The organism is Gemmatimonas sp., from assembly GCF_027531815.1.
Lineage (GTDB): Bacteria > Gemmatimonadota > Gemmatimonadetes > Gemmatimonadales > Gemmatimonadaceae > Gemmatimonas.
In genome coordinates this window covers 65,550-89,733 of the sequence record NZ_JAPZSK010000014.1, presented here as the reverse complement: position 1 = coordinate 89,733, position 24,184 = coordinate 65,550, and the positions used below count along the sequence as shown (strand labels likewise).

Below are 24,184 nucleotides of genomic sequence, written 5' to 3'. Positions count from 1 at the left end.
CAGCAGGTGGTCACCCCACGGCGAGCATCAGAAGTTGGCGGCCAGCAATTGCTGTTCGAGTCGCTTCAGCGCGCGTCGCTCAGCGCGCTGGGCCAGCAGCAGGCTGCCGACGGCGGAAAGCGTGCTCAGGCTGCCTGTCGTCGTCATCACGACCGCTGCGAGCACGGGGACAGAGATGCTCCCAGCCGGATCGCCGATGAAGAAGGGCAGGGCGCCTGCGGCGACACCGGCTGCCGCGCCCCAGAGGCCGACCCGGCGTGGCGACAGGTCGAGCAGGTAACGTCACTGCGCGCGTTTGGCTGCGCCAGGAACGCCTGACGTGTTCTCCATTACACGAGTCCATCGCGGAACCTCAGAGTGTTCGACTTTGTAGGATAAAGTACTTGACGCATGGTTGCTGCCCATCGATACTTCCCGCAATGGCTCCCCCCGTTCATCCCTCTCCCGCGCTGCACGACCGCGCCCTTCAGGAGCTGTCCTTCATCCGGCGGACCATGGAGGGGGCGGCGGCATTTACCGACGTACCGGGGTGGGGACTGGTGGGGATGGGCCTTACGGCGCTGGCCGCGACCCCGGTGGCGGCCATGCAGCCCAGTGTGGAGCGGTGGCTGGCGGTGTGGATGCTCACGGCGCCGTTGGCCACGGCTGGGGGCGGCTGGGCGATGTGGCAGAAGATGCGCCGGCGTGTGTCGGGCGAGGGCGCGTTCACGCTCAGCCTCCCCGCCCGGAAGTTCCTGCTCGGCTTCTGGCCGGCCATCTTCGCCGGCGCGGTGCTCACCTTCGCGCTGGTGAATCCCTTTCTCCCCGGACTCGACCTGCGACTGGCGTCGCGTGTATTGCCGGGGCTCTGGCTGCTGCTCTACGGCGTGGGCGTCACGACCGCAGGCGCGCACTCCATTCGGGCGGTGCCGCTCATGGGCGTGGGGTTCCTCGTCCTCGGCGTCATCGCGCTGCTGCTCCCCATGGCCAATGGCAATCTCATGATGGCCCTGGGCTTCGGCCTGCTGCAGATCGGGTTCGGTATGCGCATCGCGAGGCACTACGGTGGGTAAACGACATGGCAACGCGTTCAGGGCCGAAACGTCACCGGCTGGTGATCGTCTTTCCGAGGCACGGCCTACCTTGACGGCCGTGACAGGGGACCCTGCCTTGCCGATGGCGCTCGACCGACTGATTCACGAGCGCATTCGTCTCGCCATCGTCAGCGCGCTGGCGGTGCATGATTCGCTCACTTTCACTGATCTGCGCACCCTGCTCGACACGTCCGATGGCAACGTGTCGGTGCATGCCCGCAAACTCGAGGACGCCGGCTACGTGACCTGTACCAAGAGCTTCGACGGCCGTGTGCCGCGTACCGAGTATCGACTCACCGGCGAAGGGCGCCAGGCGCTGGAGCGCTACCTCGCTCACATGGAAGCGCTGATCCGGCGCGTGGGGGGCGCGTGAGCCTTGCTCCCCATGCCGGTGCGCCCGGGCACCTCGCCGTCATCATGGACGGCAATGGGCGATGGGCTGCCAAACGCGGGCGTCCCCGGTGGATGGGGCATGCCCGCGGCGCGCAGACGGCACGCGAGATCGTGGCGCACTGCGCCCGCGCCGGCGTGCAGCATCTCACGCTGTACGCCTTCTCGAGCGACAACTGGAAGCGTCCGCGCGAGGAAGTGGGCTTCCTCATGGACCTGTTCGCATCGCACCTCGACCGGCAGCTCGCCGAGCTGCGGGCGAACGGCATTCGTCTCTCCATCATTGGGCGTCGTGACCGGCTGCCGACGGCGCTCGTGGCCAAGATGGAGGATGTCGAGGCACGCACTGCCCAGTGTACGCGCATGCACCTGCGTGTGGCCATCGACTACTCCAGCAAGGCGGCGCTCCAGGAAGCATTCGCACGGGCGCAGGCCGAAGGGCAGGAATGGCCGGCCGACCCGCTGCTCCCCAATGTGGATCTGCTGCTGCGCACCGGTGGTGAACGGCGTCTGTCCGACTTTCTGCTGTGGGAGTGCGCGTACGCGGAGCTCGCCTTCATCGATGCGCTGTTCCCCGACCTCACCACGTCGGATCTCGATGCGGTCTTTGCCGATTTCGTGAAGCGCGACCGGCGCTTTGGCGGCCTCAACTCGGTCCCGGTTCCCGTAGGCAGCGCGTAGGCGGCGGGTCGGGTTGGGTCGGGGTCCGGGTTGAACTGACAACAGGAGAAAGGGAGAACGGGAGCACATCCTCCCCTTCTCCCTTTCTCGTGTTCTCCCATGGTCAGTTCGGCCGTGGCGACACGCGCTATGGCGCTGGGTTGCCGACGGCGCGCCCGCACGCGAAGTTCGTCGGCGATCGTCCGTCGAAGCTGCCGCCACGCTCCTCCCTCCCGAGCCTAATGCGCCCCGTTCGATACTCTCCGCTGCTGCTGGCGGCCGCCACTGCGCTATTCGTGGCGACGCCCGATGCCCTCGTGGCGCAGGCCGCCTCCATGAAGCCGGCGCCCCCCGTCTTCATCGACGAACTCACCTGGACCGAAATCCGCGACCGCATCCAGGCCGGTACCCGTTCGGTCATCATCGGCACGGCGGGCCAGGAGCAGAAGGGGCCGCACATGGTGGATGGTGAGCACAAGTGGGTGCTCACGCACACCACCGAGCGCATCGCCCGCGCGCTCGGCGATGCCCTGGTTGCACCCATCGTCACGTATGTGCCCGAAGGCAGCTGGGATCCGCCGCGCGGGCACATGACCAAGCCCGGCACCATCACGCTCCCCGAAGACCGATTCGTGGAGCTGCTCGTGCACGCCGGGCGCTCGCTCAAGAACGGTGGCTTCGCGCAGATCATCTACATCGGTGACAGCGGCGGCAATCAGCGCGGCATGCAAAAGGCCGCCGATCAGCTGAACGCCGAGTGGGGCGGCAGTGCGCGTGCGATGGCCATCGGCGACTACTACACGAAGGCCGGCGAAGACATGCGTGTGATGCTGCGCGCCAAGGGCTATACCGACGAGGACATCGGCAGCCACGCCGGGATGCTCGACACGTCGGAGTTGCTGTACGTGAATCCCAAACTGGTGCGCACGGAGCGCTTCGCGCGCAACGGCGGTGCACCCGACAGCGGGGTGAACGGCGATCCCACCAAGGCGAGCGCCGAACTCGGCGCCGAACTGCTCAAGATCAAGATCGACAACGCACTCAATCAGATCCGCACGCTGCGGGCGGGAGGAAGCAAGTGATGAGGTCGATCGTGCATCGCGCGGTGCGCACGGCCGCGACGGCGGCACTGGCACTCGCTGCGCCGCTCGTGGGGACGCCCCTGCCCGCACAGGATCGCCCCGATCCGTACGCCGCGCCGTACATGGAATCCATGACGTGGACGGAAATCCGCGACGCGATTGCCGGTGGCAAGAAGGTGGCGATCATCCCCACCGGCGGCACCGAGCAGAACGGCCCGCACATGGTGATGGGGAAGCACAATTACATCGTGACCTTCGCGGCGGGCGTGCTCGCGCAGCGGTTGGGCAACGCGCTGATCGCCCCTACGCTGCAGTACGTACCCGAGGGCGACTACAACCGCCCCAACTGGGGTGACAAGCCCGGCGTGATCTCGCTGCCCGACCCTGCCTACGAAAAGGTGCTCGATGCCGCGGTGCGCTCGCTCAAGGAGCACGGCTTCACCGACATCATTCTCATTGGCGACAGCGGCCCCAATCAGCGCGGCATGACGAACATCGCGAAGGCGCTCAATGCCGAATGGGCGGGGAGCGGTGTGCGGGTGCACGCCCTCACCGATTACTACGAGCAGGGGCGCCTGCTCATTCGCGACTACCTCAACAAGACGTACGGCTGGAGCGAGCAGGTGGTGGGCTCGCACGCCGGTACCAGCGACACGTCGCAGCTGCTGTACGTGTTCGCGCAGGGCATTCGTAAGGACAAGCTGGCGCTCAACGGTGGCAGCCCCGACGCCGGTGTGCAGGGTGACCCCACCAAGGCCAGTGCGGAGATCGGCAAGATCGCGATCGACTTCAAGGTGAACGCGGCGGTGAAGCAGTTTCGCGGCGGGCAGCCGTAGCGCCGGTCGAACGTCGCAGGAGGCGGATATGCAGCGGGGCACGCCGATCCGGCGTGCCCCGCTGCGTTGTGCCCGTGCCCGGCCCCTTACGCGAGGTCGAAGCGGTCGGCGTTCATGACCTTGTTCCAGGCGGCCACGAAGTCGTGGACGAACTTCTCCTGGTTGTCGTGCTGCCCATACACCTCGGCCACGGCACGCAGCTCGCTGTGCGAACCGAAGATGAGGTCCACGCGCGTGGCGGTGTACTTCACATCGCCGGTCATGCGGTCACGCCCTTCGAACACTTCCGTGCTGCCGGCCATGGGCGTCCACTTCGTGTCCATGCTGAGCAGGTTCACGAAGAAATCATTCGAGAGCGTTTCCGGACGGTCGGTAAGCACGCCGTGCTTCGTGGCGCCGTAGTTGGCGCCAAGCGCACGCATGCCACCCACCAGCACCGTCATTTCCGGCGCCGTTAGCCCCAGCAGCTGCGCCTTGTCCACGAGCAGTTCTTCGGCCGGCTTGCGGAACACCGTCTTCTGGTAGTTGCGGAAGCCATCGGCCTGCGGCTCGAGCACGGCGTACGAATGCGCGTCGGTCTGCTCCTGCGACGCATCCATACGGCCGGGCGTGAACGGCACCGTGATGCCGAAGCCCGCCTTTTTCGCCGCGGCCTCGATGGCGGCGGCCCCGCCCAGCACGATCAGATCGGCGAGCGACACCTGCTTGCCGCCGGTGGCCGAGGCGTTGAATTCCTTCTGGATGGTCTCGTAGATGTCGAGCACGCGGGTAAGCTTCGCGGGCTGGTTCACATCCCACTGCTTCGCCGGCTCGAGGCGGATGCGCGCGCCGTTGGCGCCACCGCGCTTGTCGCTGCCGCGGAAGGTGCTGGCCGACGACCACGCCACGTACACGAGCTGCGCGATCGGCAGGCCGCTGGTGAGGATCTTGCCCTTGAGCGCCGCGACGTCGGCCGCGTCGATGACCGGGTGATCGCACGCCGGGATCGGGTCCTGCCACAGCAGCTCTTCCTGCGGAATCCACGGACCCACGTAGCGCGTCTTGGGGCCCATGTCGCGGTGCGTGAGCTTGAACCAGGCGCGCGCGAACGCGTCGTGGAACTCCTGCGGGTTCGCGTGGAAACGCTTGGAGATCTCGAGGTACTTGGGGTCGGTGCGTAGCGCGATGTCGGCGGTGCTCATGGCCGGACGCACCTTCTTGGTCGCGTCGTGCGCATCGGGCACCACGAGCGACGCCTCCTTGTCGGTGGGCTCCCAGATCTGCGCGCCGGCCGGGCTCTTGGTGAGCTCCCACTCGAAGCCGAAGAGCGTGTCGAAGTAGCCGTTGTCCCACTTGGTGGGGTTGGGCGTCCACGCACCTTCGAGACCGGACGTAGTGGTGTGCGCGCCCTTGCCGGTGCCGAAGCTGTTGAGCCAACCGAAGCCCATCGCTTCGATCGGCGCGCCTTCCGGCTCCGGACCCACGAGCGCCGTATCGCCCGCGCCGTGCATCTTACCGAAGGTGTGGCCGCCGGCCACGAGCGCCACGGTCTCTTCGTCGTTCATCGCCATGCGCGCGAACGTTTCGCGAATGTCGCGCGCCGAGGCCATCGGATCGGCAACGCCGTCCGGGCCTTCCGGGTTCACGTAGATGAGCCCCATCTGCACGGCCGCAAGCGGATTCTCGAGCTCACGATCGCCACTGTAGCGGCTGTGTTCCTTCTCGCTGGTGGCGAGCCACTCACCTTCGCTGCCCCAGTAGATGTCCTGCTCGGGCTCCCACACGTCCTCACGGCCGAAGCTGAAGCCGAAGGGCTTGAAGCCCATCGTTTCCATGCCGATGTCGGCGGCGAGAATGAACAGGTCGGCCCACGAGATCGTGTTGCCGTACTTCTGCTTGATGGGCCACAGCAGGCGACGCGCCTTGTCGAGATTGCCGTTGTCGGGCCAGCTGTTGAGCGGGGCGAAGCGCTGCGTGCCGCTACCGGCGCCACCGCGGCCGTCGGCCGTGCGGTAGGTGCCCGCGCTGTGCCACGCCATGCGCACGAAGAAGGGACCGTAGTGGCCGTAGTCGGCCGGCCACCAGTCCTTGGAGTCCGTTTGCAGCGCCACGAGATCGGCCTTGAGCGCCTCGACGTCGAGCCCCTTAAGGGCGTCGGCGTACTTGTAGCCCGGCAGCGGATTGGAGAGCGACGAGTGCTGGCGCAGGATGCCCACGTTGAGGGCGTTCGGCCACCAGTCGCGGTTGGTGCGACCGACCGGGGCAGGCGTGGCCGTGGTGGCCGTCGCGCCGTGCATCACGGGGCACTTGCCCCCGTTTCCAGCGGAATGTCCTTCCATCGTGCTCTCTCCGAACGGAGGGGTGGAAATGCGTAGCAGCGGCGTGCGTGCGGAGGGGCCCCGTACGCACGGGTACATTGTCAGGAAGACTAGAGGGTCCAATTATAGGCAGCAATGGGAGTATTCCTATAATTCCCATAGCCAAGTATGATAGCTCTTCATGGACATCGATCTCTTGCGGGCGTTCGTGGAGACGGCCGATGCCGGGAGCCTCAGTCGGGCGGCCGGGGTGCTGGGCGTTTCGCAGCCGTCGCTCACCGGGCAGATCCAGCGGCTGGAAGCGCAGCTCGGGGCGGTCCTGTTTGCCCGCCATGGTCGGGGGGTGAACATGACCGACGCCGGCCGCACGTTGTATCCACGCGCCCGACGGCTGCTCGACGAGATGCGGGCCACCGCCGAAGCGGTGCGGCGGGAAGGTGCCAGTGGGGGCGGGATGCTGTACGTGGGGGCCATTCCCACGGTCGCCCCCTATGTGCTGCCGGGCGCCCTGCGCCGCTTCCATGCCCATCACGCCACCACCACCGTGGAGCTGCGTGAGGACTACAGCGCGGTCCTGGCGCGCCTGCTGCTCGAGGGCACGCTGGATCTGGTGATCGCGGCGCTCCCGTACGCGTTCGACCATCTCGACACCGAGTCGTTGGGCTCCGACGCTCTGGTGGTGGCGGTGCCGGCGTCGCATCCAGCGGCCCGCGCCGGCCGGATCACCCTGGCCCAGCTGCACGATGCGCCGGCGGTGACGCTCGACCCGGCGCACTGCCTGGGCGAACAGGTGGCCGGCTTCTGTTCGAGCCGGCAGGTCAGGCCGTCGGTGGTCTGCCGAAGCGCGCAGTTGGCCACGGTGCTCGAACTCGTGGGCGCCGATGTTGGGGTCTCCATCGTGCCGGCCATGGCAGCCACCCGGCACAACACGCCGCAGTGCGTATATGTCCCGCTCGTCGATCATGACTTGCAGCGCGAGGTGGTCGCCGTGTGGCGGCGCGGCGCCGTACCCTCGACCGAGGCGCGGGCGTTCGTCGATGCGGTGCGGGACGTGGTGCGCGGCTGGTAGGGTGGCGGTTGCGGGGGGAGGGGCGTGCCGGTGAGCTTGGGAGGTCCGTTGTCACTCTCTCCAGCCCCATGCCCATGCTCGTTCACGCCGTGTACTTCTGGTTGCGCCCGGATCTGTCCGAAGACGAGCGCGCCAGCTTCGAGCGCAACCTCCAGGCGCTGTCCGCCATCCCCTCCCAGGGGTGCTACATCGGCACGCCGGCGTCCACCGACCGCCCCGTGATCGACCGCACGTACACGTGGGCGCTGGTCCTGCTGTTCCGCGACATGGCCGAGCATGATGCCTATCAGGTGCATCCCGCGCACCAGCAGTTCGTGGCGGAAAACAAATCCCGGTGGAGTCGCGTCCAGATCTACGATTCCGAGTGATGTCGTGACTGCTCGTCGGCGGCACGGAGCGGCGGAGACACGGAGAGTACATCCCGCGGTGCTCCGTGCCTCCACGGCTCCGTGTGCTCCGACGAGCGGTCTTCCCCAGCCAGCGAGCCATGCCCCGGCCCACCGAGGCCATGCGCGCGACAGACCCGCGGCACTACGCGGAGCTCATGGCGGTTCCGGTGTTTCTGGGCATTCGGGCACACCGGTGAGGGTACGGGGGGCTCCCCATCCATGCCGTCTGGCCGCCGGTGGTGTGCCCGCATCGGACGGGGCTAGCTTGCGGGGATGAAACCCCTCGAACGACTTGGCGAGGCGCACACCCCCGACGGCACGCTGCTGCAGCTCTACCGTCACGACGGCGCCTATCTCATTCGGGCCGACGGCGTGGAGCTCATGTCCACGCGGCGGCATCATTCCGAGGACAAGCTGGCCGAGGTGGCGTGTGCCCCACTCGCCGCCACACGTGGCGCCCGGGTGCTGATTGGTGGCCTGGGGCTGGGGTTCACCCTGCGCGAGGCGCTGCGGCACCTCGGCCCAGACGCCGAGGTGGTGGTGGCCGAACTCGTGGCCGATGTGATCGAGTGGAACGCCAACCCGGCGTACGCGCTCTCGGCGGAAGCCATGGCCGATCCACGGGTGCGGATCGTGCACGACGACGTGTCGAATGTGCTGCGCAAGAACAGCGGCGGGTTCCACGCGATCATGCTCGATACCGACAACGGGCCGGAAGGGATGATCATGAAGGAGAACTCGCGGCTGTACGCCACCCGCGGCATTGCCAACACCATGGCAGCGCTCAAGCCCGGGGGCACGATCGCCTACTGGTCGGTGGGCGACGATCCCGACTTCGAGCGTTCACTCCAGAACGCCGGGCTCGACGTGAAGGCGATGAAAGTGCGGGCGCACGTGACGTCGGGCCCCTGGCACACGCTCTACATCGCCCGTTGAGCATGGCGATGTGAGGGGCGAGGGGAAGCGGGCAGAGGCTCAGCGTTCAGCCTCTCAATTCCCTCACCGCTTCCGTCTCACGTCTCAGCCGCCGATGGCCGCGGCGGGGGGGAAGCGCATGCTGGCCCACTGGTCTTCCGCGCGTTCGCGCCGGTACTCGCCCGGTGAGCGTCCCACGGCGCGCTTGAACGCCTTCGAGAAGCTGAACGCGTCGGTGTAGCCCACCTGCATGGCGATGCGCTCGAGGGTGTCGTCGCTTTCGGCGAGCAGGCGCATGGCTCGCTGCAACCGCACGGTGCGCAGATACGACAACGGTGTGTCGTTCATCGCGTCGCGGAACCGCTCGGCCAGCACGCTCCGCGACATCCCCACGGCCCGGGCGAGTGTGTCGAGGGTCCAGTCGTGAGCACAATCCTCGTGCATGAGCGCGACGGCACGACGCACGAGCGGGTCGCGCACGGCGAGACTGAACGAGGCGCCCTGCGCGGCGCGCGCGGCGGCGATGTCGCGCAACAGGTGCGTGAACATCACGTCGAGCAGGCTGTACACCACCGTGTCGCGTCCCAACTGCTCGCCGTGTATCTCTGCCGCGAGCATCGCCACGCACAGCTGCAGCGGTTCGAGCGTCGCCGTGCGGCTGGCGCGTACCAGGTGCCATGCCGGCCACTCGGCGAAGAATGGATGCAGCGGCGCGTTCCAGAGTTGGTAGGCGCCACTCACGACGCGCGTGCCGGCGGTGCCGGTCGTGCCGCCGGTGCCGGGCCTCTTCGCGGCATGGGCGGTGAGCGTGCACACCGGGAGTCCGACGGCGCGCTCGCTGGTGGTCAGCAGGTGGGTGCACCCGCGAGCCATGACGGCCACATCGCCCGCCTCGAGGCGAAGGGGATGTGGATCGCTGTCGGTGTGCACGTACAGCGTGCCTTCGAGCACCACATGAAAGCCCACGCTGCGCTCACAGGGGAAGCGCAGCGCCATGTGCTCGGGCACCTCTCGCAGATCGAGCAGCCGGCGCCGCAGCCCAGCCTCACGCAGCAGATCGCTCAGGATATCCATGTCTTGAATACTAAATCGACAGGACGGAAAAACAAAGAATCAGGATTTTCTGCCATTTTTGGTATGGTGAATACGCGGCATTGTACGTGCAACAACTCCCCTCACCATACAGGAGCAGGCTGCATGTCCACGTTTCTTGTCATCGGAGCCGGCGGTAATGTCGGCAGTGAAGTGTCCCGCCTTCTCGAAGCCGCTGGTCACACCGTACGCCGCGCCACCAGCCGCCAGCCCGGTCCTGGCCAGGTGCCCGTCAACCTGGTGACGGGCGAAGGGCTGCGCGACGCTGTGGCCGGGGCGGACGGCGTGTTCCTGCTGTCACCGCCGGGCCACACCAATCAGGACCAGCTGCTCGGCCCGGTCGTGGATGCCGCCAAGGCACTGGGTGTGCACAAAGTCGTCCTCCTAACCGCCATGGGGGCCGATGCCGACCCCAACGGCGCCATGTGGAAGGCCGAGCGGCATCTCGAGCAGTCGGGGCTCATGTGGAACGTGATTCGCCCCAACTGGTTCATGCAGAACTTCCATACGTTCTGGCTGCATGGCATCAAGACGGCCGGGGTCATTCAGCTGCCGACCGGCACGGCGAAGGGCAGCTTCATTGATGCGCGTGACGTAGCCGCCGTGGCCGCCGTGCTGCTGCAGGGTGATACCCATGCCAACCGCGCGTTCGACCTCACGGGCGACGAAGCGCTCGATCACGACCAGGTCGCGGTGCTGCTGTCGCAGGCGCTGGGTCGCACCATCCGGTACGAGGACATCACACCGGAGACCATGCGGCCGGGACTGCTCGCCGCCGGACTGCCGGCGGATTACGCCGACTTCCTGCTGACCATCCTGCACTTCTTCAAGCTGGGCTACGCCGAGCGTGTCACGTCGGCCGTACGCGACATCACGGGTGCGGCGCCTCGGCGCTTCACAACGTATGCGCACGACTATCGCACGGCATTCGCGTGAATGCCGTGTTCGGCGTGACTACACGCCGAACTGCTGCAGGTGGTGATCGAGGTGCTTGGCGAAGAGCGTGTTCCACTCGTCGGCCGTCAGGGGGCCGAAGGAGAGGGATTCCCGTCCTTCGAACCGAGGGCGCCCCTCGCCAGCCACCTGCTCCAGGTAGCGCAGCAGACGATCACGCTCGACCGTGAAGTCACGCGCGTCGGTGATGCGGAACGCCGGCGCGGTAGGCGTGTTGTGGGGGTAGGCCGCGGGTCCCACGACGCCTTGCTTCGCGATCGTTTTGAGTACCCAGCGCATGATCGGATTCGGCCGTGGATGCTTGGTGGTGTACACCATCTCGTACGCCACGTTGACGTGCGCGAGCATTGCGCTGACCGACATCGTCCCCCACTGCGGTCGTGAGGTGGGGGTAAGGGCATCGATGCGACGGCGCATGGCGGCCACGCCGTCGGGATGGAAGAGATCGGGGTAGGTTGGCATGATTCGCGGGAGTAAACGTTCCGGTGACAGTAACGCGTGGTCGCCGGGTGCACTTGACCGCGCGTGCGCGCGGCATGGGTCGCTACTTCCACACCTCGACCAGCCGCGCCGCGATCCTGCCAATCGTCGCCTCGAGCACCGCGAAGTCACCACGGTTGCTGTTCGTGAAGACGCTGATCACGATCGGGCCGCCGGGATAGTCGATGATGCCCACATCGCTGCCGCTGATGGGCGGGAAATCGCCGGTCTTGTGCGACACGGTCACCCCGCTGGCGTAGCGCAGGGTGGCGGGGAGCCGCGAATTGTAGAACTGCCCACGCAGATGGCGCAGCATCGCATCGCTGTGCTCGCGGTTGGCGTAGCTGGCCGTCATGATGCCGCGCAGCATGGCATTCATCTCGCGCGCCGTCGTACTGCCCAGCCACATGGCCGCGTCGGCGGTGAAGCGGTAGCGGGTCTCCGTCATGGTCGCCACCGATATGTCGGCGGGCGGACGCGCCCGGAACACCTGCACATCCGACCAGCTGGCGCGCTGCGGGTCGTACGCCGCCTGCAGCAGGCGGAAGAAATCGCCGATGGTGTGGATGACGCGAGTGTCGCGAAAGCCCAGGGCCTGAAGCGAGGCATTCACCCGATCCTTGCCCACGCGCGCCAGAATCATGTCGGTGGCCGTGTTGTCGCTGGTGATGATCATCTGGTCGATGAGATCCCGCATGGTGGGCGCGAGCCCCACTGCGAACCGCTGCAGCAGGCCGGAGCCGCCGCGCAGATCCTCTTCGCGAATGGTGTGCCGTTCGTCCAGTCGCAGCCGCCCCGCTTCGGCATCGCGGTAGGCCTGCACCATGATCGGAATCTTGATGACGCTCATGGTGCTCATGAGCTGATCGGCGCGCACAGCCACCGTGCGGCCGCTGGGCACGTGCAGCGCGTGCATGCTGCTTTGTGCGGGCAGGGCGTCGAGCAGCCGCAGCATTTCGCTCTGCAGCGCGCTGTCGACCGGGGCCACCGGGGGCGCCGGGGGCGCCGCCGGCGCGACCTGTGGCTGCGCGCGCAGGGTGGGAACAGACGCCAGCAGCAGCAAACCGGCGACGCAAGCCAGGCGCAGGACGGGAAAGGCGCGCATGATCGGAGCAGGCGGAAGGGAGCGTGAGAGGCAGGGCCAGTTGTCCGGCTCCCGGAGCATGGGGCGTGGGAAAACGGAGCGCCACCCCTTGCGGCGCCCCCGTCGGCGCGAGAGGATGGCCCCATGACTGCGCGCCTGCATACGCACCGGCTTACGCTGGGGACGACACGAGCCATTGAGATCCTCGACCTCACCGCGATGGTGCGCCACTGGGTGCGGGAGACGGGGGTCCGCCAGGGGCTCCTCACCGTCATGTCGCCGCACACCACCGCCCGCATCACCATCAACGAACGCGAGGTGGCGCTGCAGCAGGACATGGTGGCGTGGCTTGAGCAGCTGGCGCCGGCGGACCGGCCGTACGGTCACAATCGCGCGCCGGTGGATGACCGGGCCAATGCGCACGCGCACCTGCTGGGGCTCTTTCTGAACGCCACGGAGAGCGTGCCGGTGGTGTCGGGTGAACTCGTCCTCGGCAGCTGGCAGTCACTCTTCCTCATTGAACTCGACGGCCCGCGCCCGTTGCGTGAAGTGCAGATGCACCTGCTGGCGCTGGACTGACCGGAGATCCCATGCAGCCACACGACATCGACGCGTTCTTCGCTCCTCGGGCTTCGCTCGACATGGAGGCCTACCTCGAGCTGACCTTTACCTTCGAGTGCGCCGGCGATCCGCGTGCGGCGGCGGCGCATCTGGCCAGCGAGCAGTCCACCGCACAGTGGCGTCGCGTCGGCGTGCACGAGGACTTCCGCCCGCAGCACGCGGCGAAGGTGCTCGAACTCGACGCGATGCCGCAGCCGGCGTTCTCCGTCCCGCTGCGCGTGATTCCCCCGGGCCCCGTGCATCGATGCCGTGTGGTCATCGCACACCCGCACGGCAACTTCGGTGCGCGCCTGCCCAACCTCATTTCCGCGGTGCTGGGGGAGGGCGTCTACTTCGCCCCGGGGATCCCGCTCATCCGCCTCGAGGACATCGGATTCCCGGCGTCCTATCTCGCGCACTTCGATGGCCCGCAGTTCGGGGTGGCGGGGGTGCGTGAGCGACTGCAGGTACACGGTCGGCCGCTCTTCTTCGGGGTCATCAAGCCCAACATCGGACTGGCGCCGACCGACTTCGCCCCCCTGGGCTACGAAGGGTGGATGGGAGGGCTCGACATCGCGAAGGACGATGAAATGCTGGCTGACGCCCCCTACTCGCCACTGGCCGAGCGGGCCGCGCTGCTGGGCGCCCTGCGGGCGCGTGCCGAGCAGGAGACGGGGGTGCCCAAGGGGTTCCTCTGCAACATCACCGACGAGGTGGACCGCATTGCGGCCCTGCACGATACCGCGGTGGCCGCCGGCGCCAACCTCGTGATGGTGAACGCCATGCCGGTGGGTGTCAGTGGCGTGCGGGCGCTGCGCCGGGTGGCGCGCGTGCCCATCGTGACGCACTTCCCGTTCATCGCCGCCTTCGGCCGACTGCCATCGCACGGTGCGCACTCGCGGGTGTTCACGCGGCTGCAGCGGCTGGCCGGCGCGGACATCGTCATCATGCCGGGGTTCGGCGATCGCATGATGACGCCGCCCAGCGAGGTGCTGGAGAACGTGCGGGCCTGCCTGGAACCCATGGGGCCACTCAAGCCCAGTCTCCCGGTGCCGGGGGGCAGCGATTCCGCGGCCACGCTGGAGGCGGTGTATCGCCGTGTGGGGACCGTGGACTTCGGGTTTGTACCCGGGCGGGGCGTCTTCGCCCACCCCATGGGCCCGCGGGCGGGGGCGGCCAGCCTGCAGCAGGCGTGGGCAGCCATTGCCGCGGGGGTGCCGGTGGAGGTCCATGCCCGTCAGCACCCCGAGCTTCGCGCCGCGCTCTCAGCCTTCGGGCCAGCGCAGCATGCCGCCGGCGAGTGAGTGCACCGCCGGAAAGCCGGCGGCCATGAGCTGACGAGCGGCCCGCGCGCTGCGCACGCCGCTCTGGCACACGAGAACCGTGCGCACCTCGCGCGGCACGGTGTGGAGCGCCTCTGCCAGTGTGCCGAGCGGAAGACAGCGGGCGCCCTCGATGATCCCGGCCACCGTTTCGGTGGGCTCCCGCACGTCGATGAGCTGCAGCGGCTCTCCGCTGGCGAGCCAGACGCGCAGCGTCGCGGGAGTCACCTCGTCGACTCGCGCGTCGGCCTTGGCGTGCAGCCCCGGTGTCCCGCAAAACTGGTCGTAGTCGATGAGGTGCGTGAGCGTTCGCGTGCCGCACGCGGGGCACGAGGGATCCCGGGTGAGACGCACCGTGCGGAACTCCATGCCGAAGGCGTCGATCATGAGGAGTCGGCCGGCCAGCGTGTCGCCCACGCCCAGCAGCAGCTTGAGGGTCTCGGTGGCCTGAACGGTGCCGACGAGCCCCGGCAGCACCCCCAGCACGCCGCCTTCCGCGCAGTTGGGCACCATGTCGGGGGGCGGGGGTTCGGGATGGAGGCAGCGGTAGCATGGCCCGTCGGGGGTGGCGAACACCGACGCCTGTCCGTCGAAGCGGAACACCGAGCCGTGCACGTTGGGGATGCCCAGCAGCACGCAGGCATCGTTCACCAGGTAGCGGGTGGCGAAATTGTCGGTGCCGTCCACCACGACGTCGTACCCGCGCATGATCTCCAGCGCATTGGCCGATGTAAGCCAGCGGTCGTGCGGGACAACCTGCACGTGCGGATTCACCTCGTGCAGGCGGTCGCGGGCCGATTCGAGCTTGCTGCGTCCCACATCGCGTGTGCCGTGCAGCAGCTGGCGCTGCAGGTTGGTGAGGTCTACCACATCATGGTCGACGAGCCCCAGCGTGCCCACACCGGCGGCAGCGAGGTACAGGGCCACCGGCGAGCCGAGGCCGCCGGCACCCACGATCAGCACGCGGGCGGCCTTGAGGCGTTGCTGCCCCTCCGGCCCCACGCCCGGGAGAATGAGGTGTCGCCGATAGCGGTCGCGCTCGGAAGCGGAGAGCGCGGGCACTTCGTGGTCGTGATCGGAAGCCATGGGCCTGGCGGATGAAGTCGGGATCGGTGCGCGCGTCTGACGTGAACTTCGTGGCGTCGGCTAGGGCGCGAGCTCGGTTGACCACAGCTTCTTGCCCGTCACATCCCACAGCGCGGCCGTGAGCGCCCGCGTTCCGGGGTCGATGTCCAATGTGCCATAGAACTGCAGGTTGTCGCTGGGTGGCCGGTTGGGCGACGGCGCCGCACTGGCGAAGCGCACCGCCGGCCCGAAGGTGCCGTCGAGTGCGTTGGGGCCGAAGGTGCCGGCGTGCATGGGGCCCGCCACGAATTCCCAGAAGGGATCGAAGCGGGTGAAGACGGCCCGCTCGGGGGCATAGTGATGCGCCGCGCAGTAGTGAACGTCGGCCGTGACCCAGACCACGTTGCGCACCCCCGCCTGCTGCAATCGCTGCAGCAGACGGGCGATCTCGTGCTCTCGGCCACGCGGCGCGCCATCGTTGCCGTTGGCAATGGCCTCGTAGTTCCGCACACCGTCGCGCACGGGATCGTTCACCACGAGGCCAATGGGCATGTCGCACGCCACCACCTTCCACGTGGCGCGACTGGCCGTGAGCGATCGCTCCAGCCACGCCAGCTGCGACTCGCCCAGGATGGCCGTGGCCGGAGACGGCTCGGCCTGCAGGTTCGCGGAGTTGGCGCCGCGATAGCTGCGCAGGTCGACCACGAAGAGGTCGGCCAGGGGGCCCAGGCTGAACGCCCGATAGACCCGCTCGCGATCGATGGCGTGACGCCGAATGGGGAGGAACTCGAACAGCGCCTGCCGCGCACGCGTGGCCAGCACCTCTACGCGCTTCTCCGTGTAGCGCGCATCGTCGGTCAGGACGAGCTCAGGAAACCAGTTGTTGACCACTTCGTGATCATCCCACTGGGCGATGACGGGGACACTGGCACCGAATCGCTGCGCGTTGGCGTCGAGGAGATTGTAGGCAAACGCGCCGCGGAAGTCGTCCAGCGTCTCGCACACCTTGCTCTTGGCTTCCGTGACGAGATTGCGCCACACGGTGCCATCGCCGAGCGGGACTTCGGCCTGCAGCGGCCCATCGGCGTAGATGTTGTCACCCGAATGCACGAACACGTCCGGCTCGGCACGCCGCAGGGCTTCGTACATGCGGATGCCGCCGCGTGCCTCATCAATGCCCCATCCCTGACCGACCATGTCGCCAGACCAGGCGATGCGCACCGGGCGCGTGGCGCGCGCGGTCGCGCGTACTGGTGTCCGGAAGTGCCCGACGACCGGCTCGCTGAAGGCGCCCGGTGACGCGAGGCTTTCGTAGCGCGCGCGGAAGAAGATGGTTTGTCCCGGGGGGAGATCGCGCAGGTCGAGATGGGTGGTGAAGGCATTGGCCGTCTGGGCCACCGGTCCGCGCACCCGGCGCACGTCGCGAAACGCCTCGGTGGTGGACCACTCCACCTGCAGCTGCGCCGCGCGGTCGGTGCGGCCCCAGAGGATGGCCCGTGTGGCCCACGGGTCCCCCGTTTGCACCCCGCTGGGCCACTGGGGCCGAAGCCGTTCGCTGGTGATGAGGGCAGGGGCGGCCGGCAGCCCGCGACCGGCTGCTGCCCAGATATCACGGGGAGCGAGCGCCGCGGTCGTGCCGGCGACGAGGGCACGGGCGAGAAACGCGCGACGGGGCAGCGAACTGTCGGACATGCGCCGTGCTCCAGGGGTGTGGGGGATCCCGCAAATCTGCACGTCGCCACGACGGCGTGGGAGCAAACGACACGAGGGCGCGATACCCGTTGGTATCGCGCCCTCGTGCAGGGAGGTGCTGGCTCAGTCGCCGAACACGGCGGCGTCGGGGGCGGCGTCCTTCGTGCCATACGCGGCAGAGGCCGGCGGCTCGACGGCGCCAAGACGCGTGCTGATGGCCAGACCGCCAAAGCCGAAGAACACCACGGCGATCACCATCACGGCACGATTGATAAGCTTCAGCGAATGCGCTTCGTGCGCATCGTCGCAAAGATCGTTGAACATGTCGACGGTACTCGAACGGGAAGGTCGGTGAATGAAGAGCGATTCACTCAAATATCGGCTGCTGTACCGTAGACCTGCAGTCCTGGTTCCCACTCCGCTCCGTCGAGCCGACCCTTCCCGTGCTGAACGTGCGTTTCCTGCGTCGCATGCTCGTCCCGGTGCCGTTCGTTCTGTCCCCGACTGGCGCGGCTATTCATGTTCCGTCATCGACTCGCCCCACCCCGCACGTGCCTGGCGACCATCAACGACACGGCGGCGACCCTCGACGGCTTCTTGGCCACGAGACCCACCCGCTCCCTGGCCGTATGCACCGCCGACCTGGGTGTTCGCCCATCGGGCATGCGACGCCCCTCCGGGCGCGGCATGCCCCTCTTCCCGCGCCGTCTGGTGACACCGCCGCCTACGCTGAAGGCGGTGCGCCAGATGGGCACCGCCTTCGTGCAGCTGCACTACACCGTTCCACCGGTCAGCGGAACGGCAGCGGCCCCTGTCCGTCCTTGAGTTCGCGAATCATGCGGTCGTCTCCCGTGAGTTCCCAGTAGATCAGTGAGACGGGAATCATGCCGGCCGCGTTCACTTCGTCGAACAACCGCTTCATGGTGAAGGCGGGACCGAGCTGTCGCGCGCGCTCGGCAATGGTTTCTTCCATCAGCCGCCCTCCCGTGACGTACGACGCGCCGTATCCAGGCTGGCGCAGGTACAGGTGCTGCTCGAAGCCGAGCAGCGGATCGCGACGCATCCAGCCGCGCGGAGTCCACGACACGTGCAGGTCACCGGCGCCCGCCATGTCGAGCTCGTTGGCGTGGGCGTACAGGTTGCCCAGGCCACGGGCGGCGCGGGCGGCCAGCATGGTCCACACGATCTCCCGCGAGCGCGGGCTGTCGTCGTAGAGCCCGGCGTGCATGGCCCATTCTTCCATGACCGTGGCCATCCCTTCGGCGCGGCTCATCCACACGTTGTAGCGGAGCGGCTCACGGCGAATGGGGTTGGCGTGGGGCGCCACGCGGATGCGCATGTTGTCCCACCAGTGCCACAGATGCGTCCAGAGCGTGCGCGGATCGCGATGCGTGGCCTGGGCGAAGAAGTTGCGCGTGGGCTCGGGGGAGAAGCCCATGAAGCGCTCGCGCAGCGCCCGCTCCATCCACGGCTCCATGGTGATGAGCTGCTTGTCGCGCCAGAATGCGAGGTAGCGCGGCAGCATGGTGTCCTGCAGTGCCGCGAACTCCGCCGGGTTCGCCGCCACCGGCATGGGGGGCAGCGCCGCATTGCGCGCTTCCTCGAGGCGCAGCGACGCGTGGGAGCGCGCGAGTTCGCGCCGCGTAATCGTGACCTCCTCCTCCCAGGTCAGGGGCATCAGCAGCACATTGCGCAAATACCACGTGTACTGCGCCTTGCCGATCCCGGACGGCCCGGTGCGCTTGGGGGCTTCGGCGCGTAGCCATGTCGCAAAGCGGTCGGTGGCCGTGCGGGCGTCGGCAATGGCCTTGGCCAGCGCCCCATCCTTCGGATGACGCTCACGGACACGCATGGCGAGCAGCCCGAGGGCCTCATGCTGCTCCTCGAACGCGCGCACGCCGCCCACCCAGATATCCTTGGCGGTGGCATCGGCGAGGTTGTTGCGGGCCTGCTCGAGCAGTGGCGGAATGCCGCGCAGGGCGGCGGTGAGGCGCACCCGCTCGTCGGGGGTCAGCGCACGCACGGTATCGAGGACCGTGCGCGGCCAGATGCCATACTGCCACAGCCGAATGGCCCCGTGAATCGTGGGACCCTCTTCGGCGGGGGTATCGCTTTCGTCGGTGCGCACGGAGGCGTAGTAGGCCGGGTCGCGCGCGAAGGGCTGCAGCACCGTGAGGTGATACAGCATGCCGTTCATCTCCGCACGGACCAGATGCCAGTCGACCTGTTGCGGCACGCTCCAGCCGGTGGTGTCGATGGCCGTGAGCTGCTGTTGCATGGCGCGCAGCTCGCCGAGGCGCCTGGCGTTCGTCGCCGGGGTGTAGTCGGGGGCGCCGTTCACCTGCGGGGCTTCCTCGAAGGTTCGCCACCGCTGGAAGAGCTGCTGCAGTTCGGCATAGCGGTCGGCAGGTGGCTGCGCGACCAGGAGCGGCATGGCCGCGATGAGCAGGGGTCGAAGGAGAGACATGTGACGAAGCTGCGGAGCAATGCGCCGCGGCGCCAGTTGCCTCCCGTCACCGGTGCGCCGGTCCAGCGGTCGCGGGCGGCGGATCTCCGGGTCAGGGTGTTTCGCTGGCATGTGCCGCACTGCAGCTTTCCGACGTCGCGCCCCGGTGGTCATCACCGCGCTGACCGCCCCCCCCCCGTTTATCCGGAGTTTGGAAACGATGAGTGACGAGACGCCCCTGCGCCAGTGCCCCCGCTCGTCACCGCGGAGGGATCGTGAGTGACCCGCAGGGTGGACCGTCAGGGGGCCGGTTACGACGCGATCTGGGGCTCGTGGGGCTTGCGGCCGCCGGTATCGGGTCGATGGTCGGGGCAGGGATCAACATCGTGCCCTTCGCGCTCCAGCGGTCGGTGCCGGGGATTGGCGAGTATGTGCTGCCCGCGTACTTCATGGCTGCGGTGCCGGCCGTGCTGGCCGCGCTCTGTTACGCCATGCTCGGCAGCGCGATGCCCCGCGCTGGCGGGTCGTACGTGTACGCGAGCCGCGCGATCGGCCCCTACACGGGCTTTCTGGCGTCGTTTTCCCAATGGTTCGGGCTGTGCATCGCGATCGGGGTGGTGTCGTATGTCATCCCCCCCTTTCTCCGCGATACGGCACGCGCGGCCCAGTGGATGGAGCTCGCGGCGGCGCTCGACCAGCGCGGGGTGCGCCTCGCGCTGGCCCTGGGCTTCCTGTGGCTGTTCGTGCTCGTGAACCTGCGCGGCGTCCGGGCCGTGACCCGTACCCTGGTCCCCTTGGTGGGGTTGGTGTTCGTGTGCAGCGGTCTGGTCATCGTGACGGGGTTCAGCCACGGGGCCGACGAATACCGCGCTCTGGTGACCGCGCGCGGCGAAGGGGCCATGCTGGCCGGTCAGTCGGGCGACTTCTGGACGGTGGTGCCGCCCGCGGCCGCCGTGCTGTTCTCCAGCTTCATCGGCTTCGACGTCATCGCGCAGGCTGGCGGCGAGGCCCGCAATCCGTCGCGCACGCTGCCGCTGGCCATTGGTCTCGCCATCGGTACGGTCGGCATCTTCTACTTTGCGTTCACGGGTGCCGTGTATCGCGCCGTTCCCTGGCAGTACGTGGCGGCGGCGAGTGCTACGGGGGACGTCACCGCCCCCGGGCTCCTCACCCCGCTCGTGTCTCCGGCGGTCGGGGTGCTCATGATGTCGGGCGCCGCGCTGGCGCTCATCAAGGATCTCCCCGGTATGCTGCTTGGCGTGTCACGCCTCTGCTTCGCCTGGGCCGAGGATGGCGTGTTTCCGCGTGCCATGGCCGTGGTGGACGCCACGAACGGTACGCCACGCACGGCCCTGTTCGTCTCGGCGATTCTCTCGACGCTGGGCATTCTTGGCGGGCACTTCGCCGGTGATTTCTTCCTGGGCGTCGACATTCTGGTGACGGCGATGCTGGTGAACTTCATCATCATGGCCTGCTCGGTGCTGCGCCTGCCGGCGCACAATCCGGCACTGGCGGGCGAGGTGCGCGTGCTGCGGGCGCGCTGGGCACAGGTGCTGGTGGCCATCGTGGCGCTGGTGACACTGAGTGCCCTGCTGTGGGTGCACAGCTATCGCGACCTCACGGCCGATGTGCCGGGGTGGTATGCGCGCAGTACGCTCGTCTGGCTGGCCGTCATGGCCATCGGGACGCTGGTGTACTGGCGCGAAACCCGCGCGCTGGCAGCGCGTGGTGGTGATCTCCGGGCCATCACGTACGTGCTCCCGGCGGAATGAACGCCGTGTTCTCTCTTCTGTCACACTTCTCCGCCCACTCATGATCGACCGCATTGCCCTGGCCCCCAGCCTCACCATCTCGCGCGCGCTCACCGGTCTCTGGCAGATCGCCGACATGGAGCGTGATGGTCGCACGCTCGATCTCGATGCCGCCGCGCGGGCCATGGCGCCCTACCACCAGGCGGGGCTCACCACGTTCGACATGGCCGATCACTATGGGTCGGCGGAGATCGTGGCGGGGCGCTTCCGCCGCGCTGTGGTGGGCGACGCCGCCACGGTGCAGTGCCTCACGAAGTGGGTGCCCGAACCCGGCCCCGTGACGGCGGCCGACGTGCGCGCCGCCGTGGACAAGGCCTGTCAGCGGCTGCAAACCGACACCATCGACCTGCTGCAGTTCCACGCCTGGACCTTCGCCGATCCGCGGTGGCTCGATGCGTTGTGGCTCCTGGAAGGGGAGCGCGAGGCAGGGCGGCTTCGCGCCGTGGGGGTAACCAACTTCGACACGGCGCACTTGCGTGTGGCCATGGCGTCGGGCATTCGCCTGGTGAGCAACCAGGTGAGCGGCAGCCTCATCGACCGGCGATTCACCGGCAAGCTGTCGGCGTTCGCCCAGCAGCACGGCGTGGGGCTGCTGTGTTACGGCACGGTGCTCGGCGGCTTTCTCAGTGAACGCTGGGTGGATGCGCCGGAACCGGACTGGGCACAGCTGGAGACGTGGTCGCAGATGAAGTACGGGCGGTTCATTCGGGCCGCAGGAGGCTGGGCGCCCTTCCAGCAGGTGCTTCGCGCGGCGCAGCAGGTGGCCACCAGGCACGGCGTCTCGATTGCCACCGTTGCCAGCCGCTGGGTGCTCGAGCAGCCGGGCGTGGCCGGGGTGATCGTGGGGGCACGCTTGAGCCATTCGCAGCATGTTGCCGATACCGCGCGGTTGTTCTCGTTTGCGCTCGACGACGCCGATCGCACGATGCTGGCGGAGGCACAGGCCGCGTTGTGGCCCATTCCGGGGGATTGCGGCGACGAGTACCGCACGCCGCCGTACCTCACCGCCAGTGGCGACCTGTCACATCATCTGGCCAGCTTTCCGGCGCCCTTCACCACGCAGCCCGGTGTGAACGGCAGCACCCTGGCCCTGAGTGGCACCGTGTGGGAACCCATGGCCGGCTACAGCCGGGCCGTGCGCAAGGGGTCGCGCATTCATGTCTCGGGGACTACGGCCACGCACGGCAGCCGCGCCATCGGCGGCAACGATGCCGCCGCACAGACGCACTTCTGCATCGACAAGATCGCCGGGGCGCTGCAGTCGCTGGGCGGGACGCTCGAAGACGTGGTGCGCACGCGCGTGTTCGTGGCCAATGTGGAGCGCGACTGGGAGGCGGTGGCTCGCGCGCACGGCGAACGCTTCGGCCACATCCTGCCGGCCAACACCATGGTGCAGGCGCCGCTCATCGGCGACGAGTACCTCGTGGAAATCGAGGCGGAGGCAGACCTGGGGGCGCCGTAGCGCCCTAGGTTCGCTGCCGCTTGAGCAGCGCCCGCACGTGGTCACGTTGCAGCGTATACAGGTGGCAGCCGGCCACAGACGCCACCTGACAGAGCAGGAAGAGCACGAGGCTGGCACCCGTGGCTGGCTGGAACCCGCGCGCCCCTTGCAGCAGTGCCGACACGACGGCGCTCCACGTCAGGACGCGCAGCACGGCCGTACGCTCGGCGCGCCGGTCGCGCCCGCGGAGTTCGGCGGCCATGTACCCCACGAGGGTGAAGGCCGCGACCTGTTCGAGGGCGCGAAAGACGGTGGCCTGCGTGAGGGTCGCGTCGGTGAGGGTGAGCGCCAGCGTGCCGCGCCAGTGACTGTCTACGTCACCCAATGGCCAGAGGGCGGACAGGGCGAGATAGGCGGCGTAGACGGGCAGGACCCGCCGCAACGTGGGTACCTCGAACCGGCGGCTGCCATCGTCGGGCGCTCCCTGCCGCATGCGGCGGGTGGCGACGTGACAGCACAGCGCTGCGGCCACGACCACGGCCGACGCCAGTGCGACGAAGGGCAGGTCGCCACGCCCGCCCGGGACGAGGGCGACGAACGACCACCCGAGCGTGGTGCCCACCAGCCACCCCCGCGGGCCCGCGGGGTGAACTACCGCCGCGTGGACCGTGCCAAGAATGACCCCCGCCATGAGCGCCGGGCCCAGCACCAGCACCCGGCGACTCTCGTCCTCGCTCCCCAAGCCGATGAGCCAGCAGAGGGGGACGAGGAGATAGACCAGGCCCATGAGTGGCAGTTCGAGTGCCAGCCGCTGCACGGCCGCTCGTCCGGGGACGCGCTCCGAGAGACGGGAATACGCCACGGCTCCCAGCACAGCACCGCCGGAGTTGGTGGCGAGATCGAAGAGCGATGGGTAGCGCAGCGGCGAAAAGAGCTGTGCGACCTCGATGATGCCGCTGGCGGCGAGGCCCAGAAGAAAGACCCGCGACAGGTCGGGGGCGGCGCCCCGCGGCCGGGTGAGCTGATGGACGAAGCCCACGGGGGCAAACATCAGCACATTGAGCACGAGATCCGACCAGGTCCAGACGAACGACAGGCCGTGCACCGGCGCGCTCGCGAACCGGAACGGCGCGAGCGTGATGATGCCCACCATGATGCCGAGGTACGCCAGCACGGCGCGGCCGAGGCGCAACGCGGTGACATCGGCGGCTCGCCGGAACCGGCGCCGTGACCGCGACGTCGCCGCCGATGGGGTCGCGATGCGTTCGATGACCGCAGACATCGCGTCGCGCGTGACGCCCGGTTCCGACCCGATTCCTGCCGCGTTGCCTGCCTGCATGTCCCGTGATGAAGCGCCAAAGCCCGATGCCGGCGTGCGGGACGGGCGTCCCGGACCGCCTTAGGGGTATCGGCCGCAAGGAACGGCGGCTTGAAGTCCCGCTATCTTTGAGCATCGCCCGACCCCTCACCTCAGGAGCTCGCCCCG

Annotated in this window: 24 protein-coding genes; 14 read left to right on the top strand and 10 right to left on the bottom strand. The window is 68.2% G+C overall.

Annotation, left to right across the window (positions count from 1 at the left end; translation table 11 throughout):
* Positions 1-27 precede the first annotated feature (27 nt).
* On the bottom strand, positions 28-165 hold the full coding sequence (locus tag O9271_RS15905; RefSeq protein ID WP_298271826.1) for a hypothetical protein: 138 nt from the start codon (positions 163-165) through the stop codon (positions 28-30).
* A gap of 254 nt (positions 166-419) precedes the next feature.
* Between O9271_RS15905 and O9271_RS15900 the strand changes: the two genes are divergently transcribed.
* The 5 genes from O9271_RS15900 (at position 420) to O9271_RS15880 (ending at position 4,041) form a co-directional block, all read left to right on the top strand.
* Complete coding sequence (locus O9271_RS15900) at positions 420-1,052, top strand: hypothetical protein (protein WP_298271824.1); 633 nt, start codon at positions 420-422, stop codon at positions 1,050-1,052.
* Between the two features lie 79 nt (positions 1,053-1,131).
* Positions 1,132-1,446, top strand: a complete 315-nt coding sequence (locus O9271_RS15895; RefSeq protein ID WP_298271822.1) for a transcriptional regulator — start codon at positions 1,132-1,134, stop codon at positions 1,444-1,446.
* Positions 1,443-2,144 carry a polyprenyl diphosphate synthase gene (uppS, locus tag O9271_RS15890; RefSeq protein ID WP_298271819.1) on the top strand — a complete coding sequence of 234 codons (702 nt, stop codon included), beginning with the start codon at positions 1,443-1,445 and terminating at the stop codon, positions 2,142-2,144. The genes O9271_RS15895 and uppS overlap by 4 nt, the downstream gene beginning before the upstream one ends.
* Positions 2,145-2,365: 221 nt before the next feature.
* Positions 2,366-3,205, top strand: coding sequence for a creatininase family protein (locus O9271_RS15885; RefSeq protein WP_298271816.1), 840 nt, complete (start codon positions 2,366-2,368; stop codon positions 3,203-3,205).
* Positions 3,205-4,041: a creatininase family protein gene (locus O9271_RS15880; protein WP_298272201.1), complete on the top strand. Its 837-nt coding sequence runs from the start codon at positions 3,205-3,207 to the stop codon at positions 4,039-4,041. The genes O9271_RS15885 and O9271_RS15880 overlap by 1 nt, the downstream gene beginning before the upstream one ends.
* Positions 4,042-4,127: 86 nt before the next feature.
* On the opposite strand, the gene katG is transcribed toward O9271_RS15880, so the two are convergent.
* Positions 4,128-6,359 (bottom strand): catalase/peroxidase HPI, encoded by a 2,232-nt coding sequence (gene katG / locus O9271_RS15875; RefSeq protein WP_298271813.1) that lies wholly within the window; start codon positions 6,357-6,359, stop codon positions 4,128-4,130.
* Positions 6,360-6,519: 160 nt separating this feature from the next.
* On the opposite strand from katG, the gene O9271_RS15870 reads away from it, so the two are divergent.
* From O9271_RS15870 to O9271_RS15860, 3 genes are all read left to right on the top strand, one after another.
* Positions 6,520-7,407 carry a LysR family transcriptional regulator gene (locus O9271_RS15870; protein ID WP_298271811.1) on the top strand — a complete coding sequence of 296 codons (888 nt, stop codon included), beginning with the start codon at positions 6,520-6,522 and terminating at the stop codon, positions 7,405-7,407.
* Positions 7,408-7,475: 68 nt separating this feature from the next.
* Positions 7,476-7,775, top strand: a complete 300-nt coding sequence (locus O9271_RS15865) for a Dabb family protein (RefSeq protein WP_298271809.1) — start codon at positions 7,476-7,478, stop codon at positions 7,773-7,775.
* A gap of 294 nt (positions 7,776-8,069) precedes the next feature.
* On the top strand, positions 8,070-8,732 hold the full coding sequence (locus O9271_RS15860; RefSeq protein WP_298271806.1) for a hypothetical protein: 663 nt from the start codon (positions 8,070-8,072) through the stop codon (positions 8,730-8,732).
* A gap of 84 nt (positions 8,733-8,816) precedes the next feature.
* Here O9271_RS15860 and O9271_RS15855 read toward each other — a convergent pair whose 3' ends face one another.
* The gene (locus O9271_RS15855) at positions 8,817-9,785 is read right to left on the bottom strand and encodes an AraC family transcriptional regulator (protein WP_298271803.1); all 969 of its coding nucleotides are present in this window, start codon (positions 9,783-9,785) and stop codon (positions 8,817-8,819) included.
* Between the two features lie 123 nt (positions 9,786-9,908).
* On the opposite strand from O9271_RS15855, the gene O9271_RS15850 reads away from it, so the two are divergent.
* Entirely contained in the window at positions 9,909-10,739 is an 831-nt protein-coding gene (locus tag O9271_RS15850) for an NAD(P)H-binding protein (protein ID WP_298271800.1), read from the top strand.
* An 18-nt stretch (positions 10,740-10,757) separates the two neighbouring features.
* Here O9271_RS15850 and O9271_RS15845 read toward each other — a convergent pair whose 3' ends face one another.
* Together O9271_RS15845 and O9271_RS15840 are read right to left on the bottom strand one after the other, a co-directional pair.
* The gene (locus tag O9271_RS15845) at positions 10,758-11,219 is read right to left on the bottom strand and encodes a DUF1569 domain-containing protein (RefSeq protein ID WP_298271798.1); all 462 of its coding nucleotides are present in this window, start codon (positions 11,217-11,219) and stop codon (positions 10,758-10,760) included.
* Positions 11,220-11,301: 82 nt separating this feature from the next.
* Positions 11,302-12,342 (bottom strand): serine hydrolase, encoded by a 1,041-nt coding sequence (locus O9271_RS15840; RefSeq protein WP_298271795.1) that lies wholly within the window; start codon positions 12,340-12,342, stop codon positions 11,302-11,304.
* Between the two features lie 123 nt (positions 12,343-12,465).
* On the opposite strand from O9271_RS15840, the gene O9271_RS15835 reads away from it, so the two are divergent.
* On the top strand, positions 12,466-12,900 hold the full coding sequence (locus tag O9271_RS15835; protein WP_298271793.1) for a secondary thiamine-phosphate synthase enzyme YjbQ: 435 nt from the start codon (positions 12,466-12,468) through the stop codon (positions 12,898-12,900).
* 11 nt (positions 12,901-12,911) lie between these two features.
* Positions 12,912-14,225, top strand: a complete 1,314-nt coding sequence (locus tag O9271_RS15830; protein ID WP_298271791.1) for a RuBisCO large subunit C-terminal-like domain-containing protein — start codon at positions 12,912-12,914, stop codon at positions 14,223-14,225.
* Here the strand turns inward: O9271_RS15830 and moeB are convergent.
* The 3 genes from moeB to O9271_RS15815 form a co-directional block, all read right to left on the bottom strand.
* Positions 14,187-15,329 (bottom strand): molybdopterin-synthase adenylyltransferase MoeB, encoded by a 1,143-nt coding sequence (gene moeB, locus O9271_RS15825; protein ID WP_298271788.1) that lies wholly within the window; start codon positions 15,327-15,329, stop codon positions 14,187-14,189. The two genes, O9271_RS15830 and moeB, sit on opposite strands and share 39 nt — an antisense overlap.
* 60 nt (positions 15,330-15,389) lie before the next feature.
* A complete protein-coding gene (locus tag O9271_RS15820) occupies positions 15,390-17,000 on the bottom strand; it encodes an alkaline phosphatase D family protein (RefSeq protein ID WP_298271785.1) in 1,611 nt (536 codons plus the stop codon).
* Positions 17,001-17,123: 123 nt separating this feature from the next.
* A complete protein-coding gene (locus O9271_RS15815; RefSeq protein WP_298271782.1) occupies positions 17,124-17,324 on the bottom strand; it encodes a hypothetical protein in 201 nt (66 codons plus the stop codon).
* 195 nt (positions 17,325-17,519) lie between these two features.
* On the opposite strand from O9271_RS15815, the gene O9271_RS15810 reads away from it, so the two are divergent.
* On the top strand, positions 17,520-17,825 hold the full coding sequence (locus tag O9271_RS15810; RefSeq protein WP_298271779.1) for a hypothetical protein: 306 nt from the start codon (positions 17,520-17,522) through the stop codon (positions 17,823-17,825).
* Here O9271_RS15810 and O9271_RS15805 read toward each other — a convergent pair.
* The gene (locus O9271_RS15805) at positions 17,791-19,467 is read right to left on the bottom strand and encodes a DUF885 family protein (protein WP_298271776.1); all 1,677 of its coding nucleotides are present in this window, start codon (positions 19,465-19,467) and stop codon (positions 17,791-17,793) included. The two genes, O9271_RS15810 and O9271_RS15805, sit on opposite strands and share 35 nt — an antisense overlap.
* 254 nt (positions 19,468-19,721) lie before the next feature.
* Between O9271_RS15805 and O9271_RS15800 the strand changes: the two genes are divergently transcribed.
* Together O9271_RS15800 and O9271_RS15795 are read left to right on the top strand one after the other, a co-directional pair.
* Complete coding sequence (locus O9271_RS15800) at positions 19,722-21,218, top strand: APC family permease (protein ID WP_298271774.1); 1,497 nt, start codon at positions 19,722-19,724, stop codon at positions 21,216-21,218.
* Between the two features lie 40 nt (positions 21,219-21,258).
* Positions 21,259-22,719: an aldo/keto reductase gene (locus O9271_RS15795; protein WP_298271772.1), complete on the top strand. Its 1,461-nt coding sequence runs from the start codon at positions 21,259-21,261 to the stop codon at positions 22,717-22,719.
* Positions 22,720-22,723: 4 nt separating this feature from the next.
* Here the strand turns inward: O9271_RS15795 and O9271_RS15790 are convergent, their stop codons facing one another.
* On the bottom strand, positions 22,724-24,037 hold the full coding sequence (locus tag O9271_RS15790; protein WP_298271769.1) for a VanZ family protein: 1,314 nt from the start codon (positions 24,035-24,037) through the stop codon (positions 22,724-22,726).
* Positions 24,038-24,184: the final 147 nt, after the last annotated feature.

Excerpts from the sequence above, each read along its gene's own strand:
- O9271_RS15900 (WP_298271824.1), top strand. The coding sequence starts at position 420 with ATGGCTCCCCCCGTTCATCCCTCTCCCGCGCTGCACGACCGCGCCCTT.
- O9271_RS15885 (WP_298271816.1), top strand. The coding sequence starts at position 2,366 with ATGCGCCCCGTTCGATACTCTCCGCTGCTGCTGGCGGCCGCCACTGCG.
- O9271_RS15880 (WP_298272201.1), top strand. The coding sequence starts at position 3,205 with ATGAGGTCGATCGTGCATCGCGCGGTGCGCACGGCCGCGACGGCGGCA.
- katG (WP_298271813.1), bottom strand. The coding sequence starts at position 6,359 with ATGGAAGGACATTCCGCTGGAAACGGGGGCAAGTGCCCCGTGATGCAC.
- O9271_RS15870 (WP_298271811.1), top strand. The coding sequence starts at position 6,520 with ATGGACATCGATCTCTTGCGGGCGTTCGTGGAGACGGCCGATGCCGGG.
- O9271_RS15865 (WP_298271809.1), top strand. The coding sequence starts at position 7,476 with ATGCCCATGCTCGTTCACGCCGTGTACTTCTGGTTGCGCCCGGATCTG.
- O9271_RS15860 (WP_298271806.1), top strand. The coding sequence starts at position 8,070 with ATGAAACCCCTCGAACGACTTGGCGAGGCGCACACCCCCGACGGCACG.
- O9271_RS15855 (WP_298271803.1), bottom strand. The coding sequence starts at position 9,785 with ATGGATATCCTGAGCGATCTGCTGCGTGAGGCTGGGCTGCGGCGCCGG.
- O9271_RS15850 (WP_298271800.1), top strand. The coding sequence starts at position 9,909 with ATGTCCACGTTTCTTGTCATCGGAGCCGGCGGTAATGTCGGCAGTGAA.
- O9271_RS15845 (WP_298271798.1), bottom strand. The coding sequence starts at position 11,219 with ATGCCAACCTACCCCGATCTCTTCCATCCCGACGGCGTGGCCGCCATG.
- O9271_RS15840 (WP_298271795.1), bottom strand. The coding sequence starts at position 12,342 with ATGCGCGCCTTTCCCGTCCTGCGCCTGGCTTGCGTCGCCGGTTTGCTG.
- O9271_RS15835 (WP_298271793.1), top strand. The coding sequence starts at position 12,466 with ATGACTGCGCGCCTGCATACGCACCGGCTTACGCTGGGGACGACACGA.
- O9271_RS15830 (WP_298271791.1), top strand. The coding sequence starts at position 12,912 with ATGCAGCCACACGACATCGACGCGTTCTTCGCTCCTCGGGCTTCGCTC.
- moeB (WP_298271788.1), bottom strand. The coding sequence starts at position 15,329 with ATGGCTTCCGATCACGACCACGAAGTGCCCGCGCTCTCCGCTTCCGAG.
- O9271_RS15820 (WP_298271785.1), bottom strand. The coding sequence starts at position 17,000 with ATGTCCGACAGTTCGCTGCCCCGTCGCGCGTTTCTCGCCCGTGCCCTC.
- O9271_RS15815 (WP_298271782.1), bottom strand. The coding sequence starts at position 17,324 with ATGTTCAACGATCTTTGCGACGATGCGCACGAAGCGCATTCGCTGAAG.
- O9271_RS15810 (WP_298271779.1), top strand. The coding sequence starts at position 17,520 with ATGTTCCGTCATCGACTCGCCCCACCCCGCACGTGCCTGGCGACCATC.
- O9271_RS15805 (WP_298271776.1), bottom strand. The coding sequence starts at position 19,467 with ATGTCTCTCCTTCGACCCCTGCTCATCGCGGCCATGCCGCTCCTGGTC.
- O9271_RS15795 (WP_298271772.1), top strand. The coding sequence starts at position 21,259 with ATGATCGACCGCATTGCCCTGGCCCCCAGCCTCACCATCTCGCGCGCG.
- O9271_RS15790 (WP_298271769.1), bottom strand. The coding sequence starts at position 24,037 with ATGCAGGCAGGCAACGCGGCAGGAATCGGGTCGGAACCGGGCGTCACG.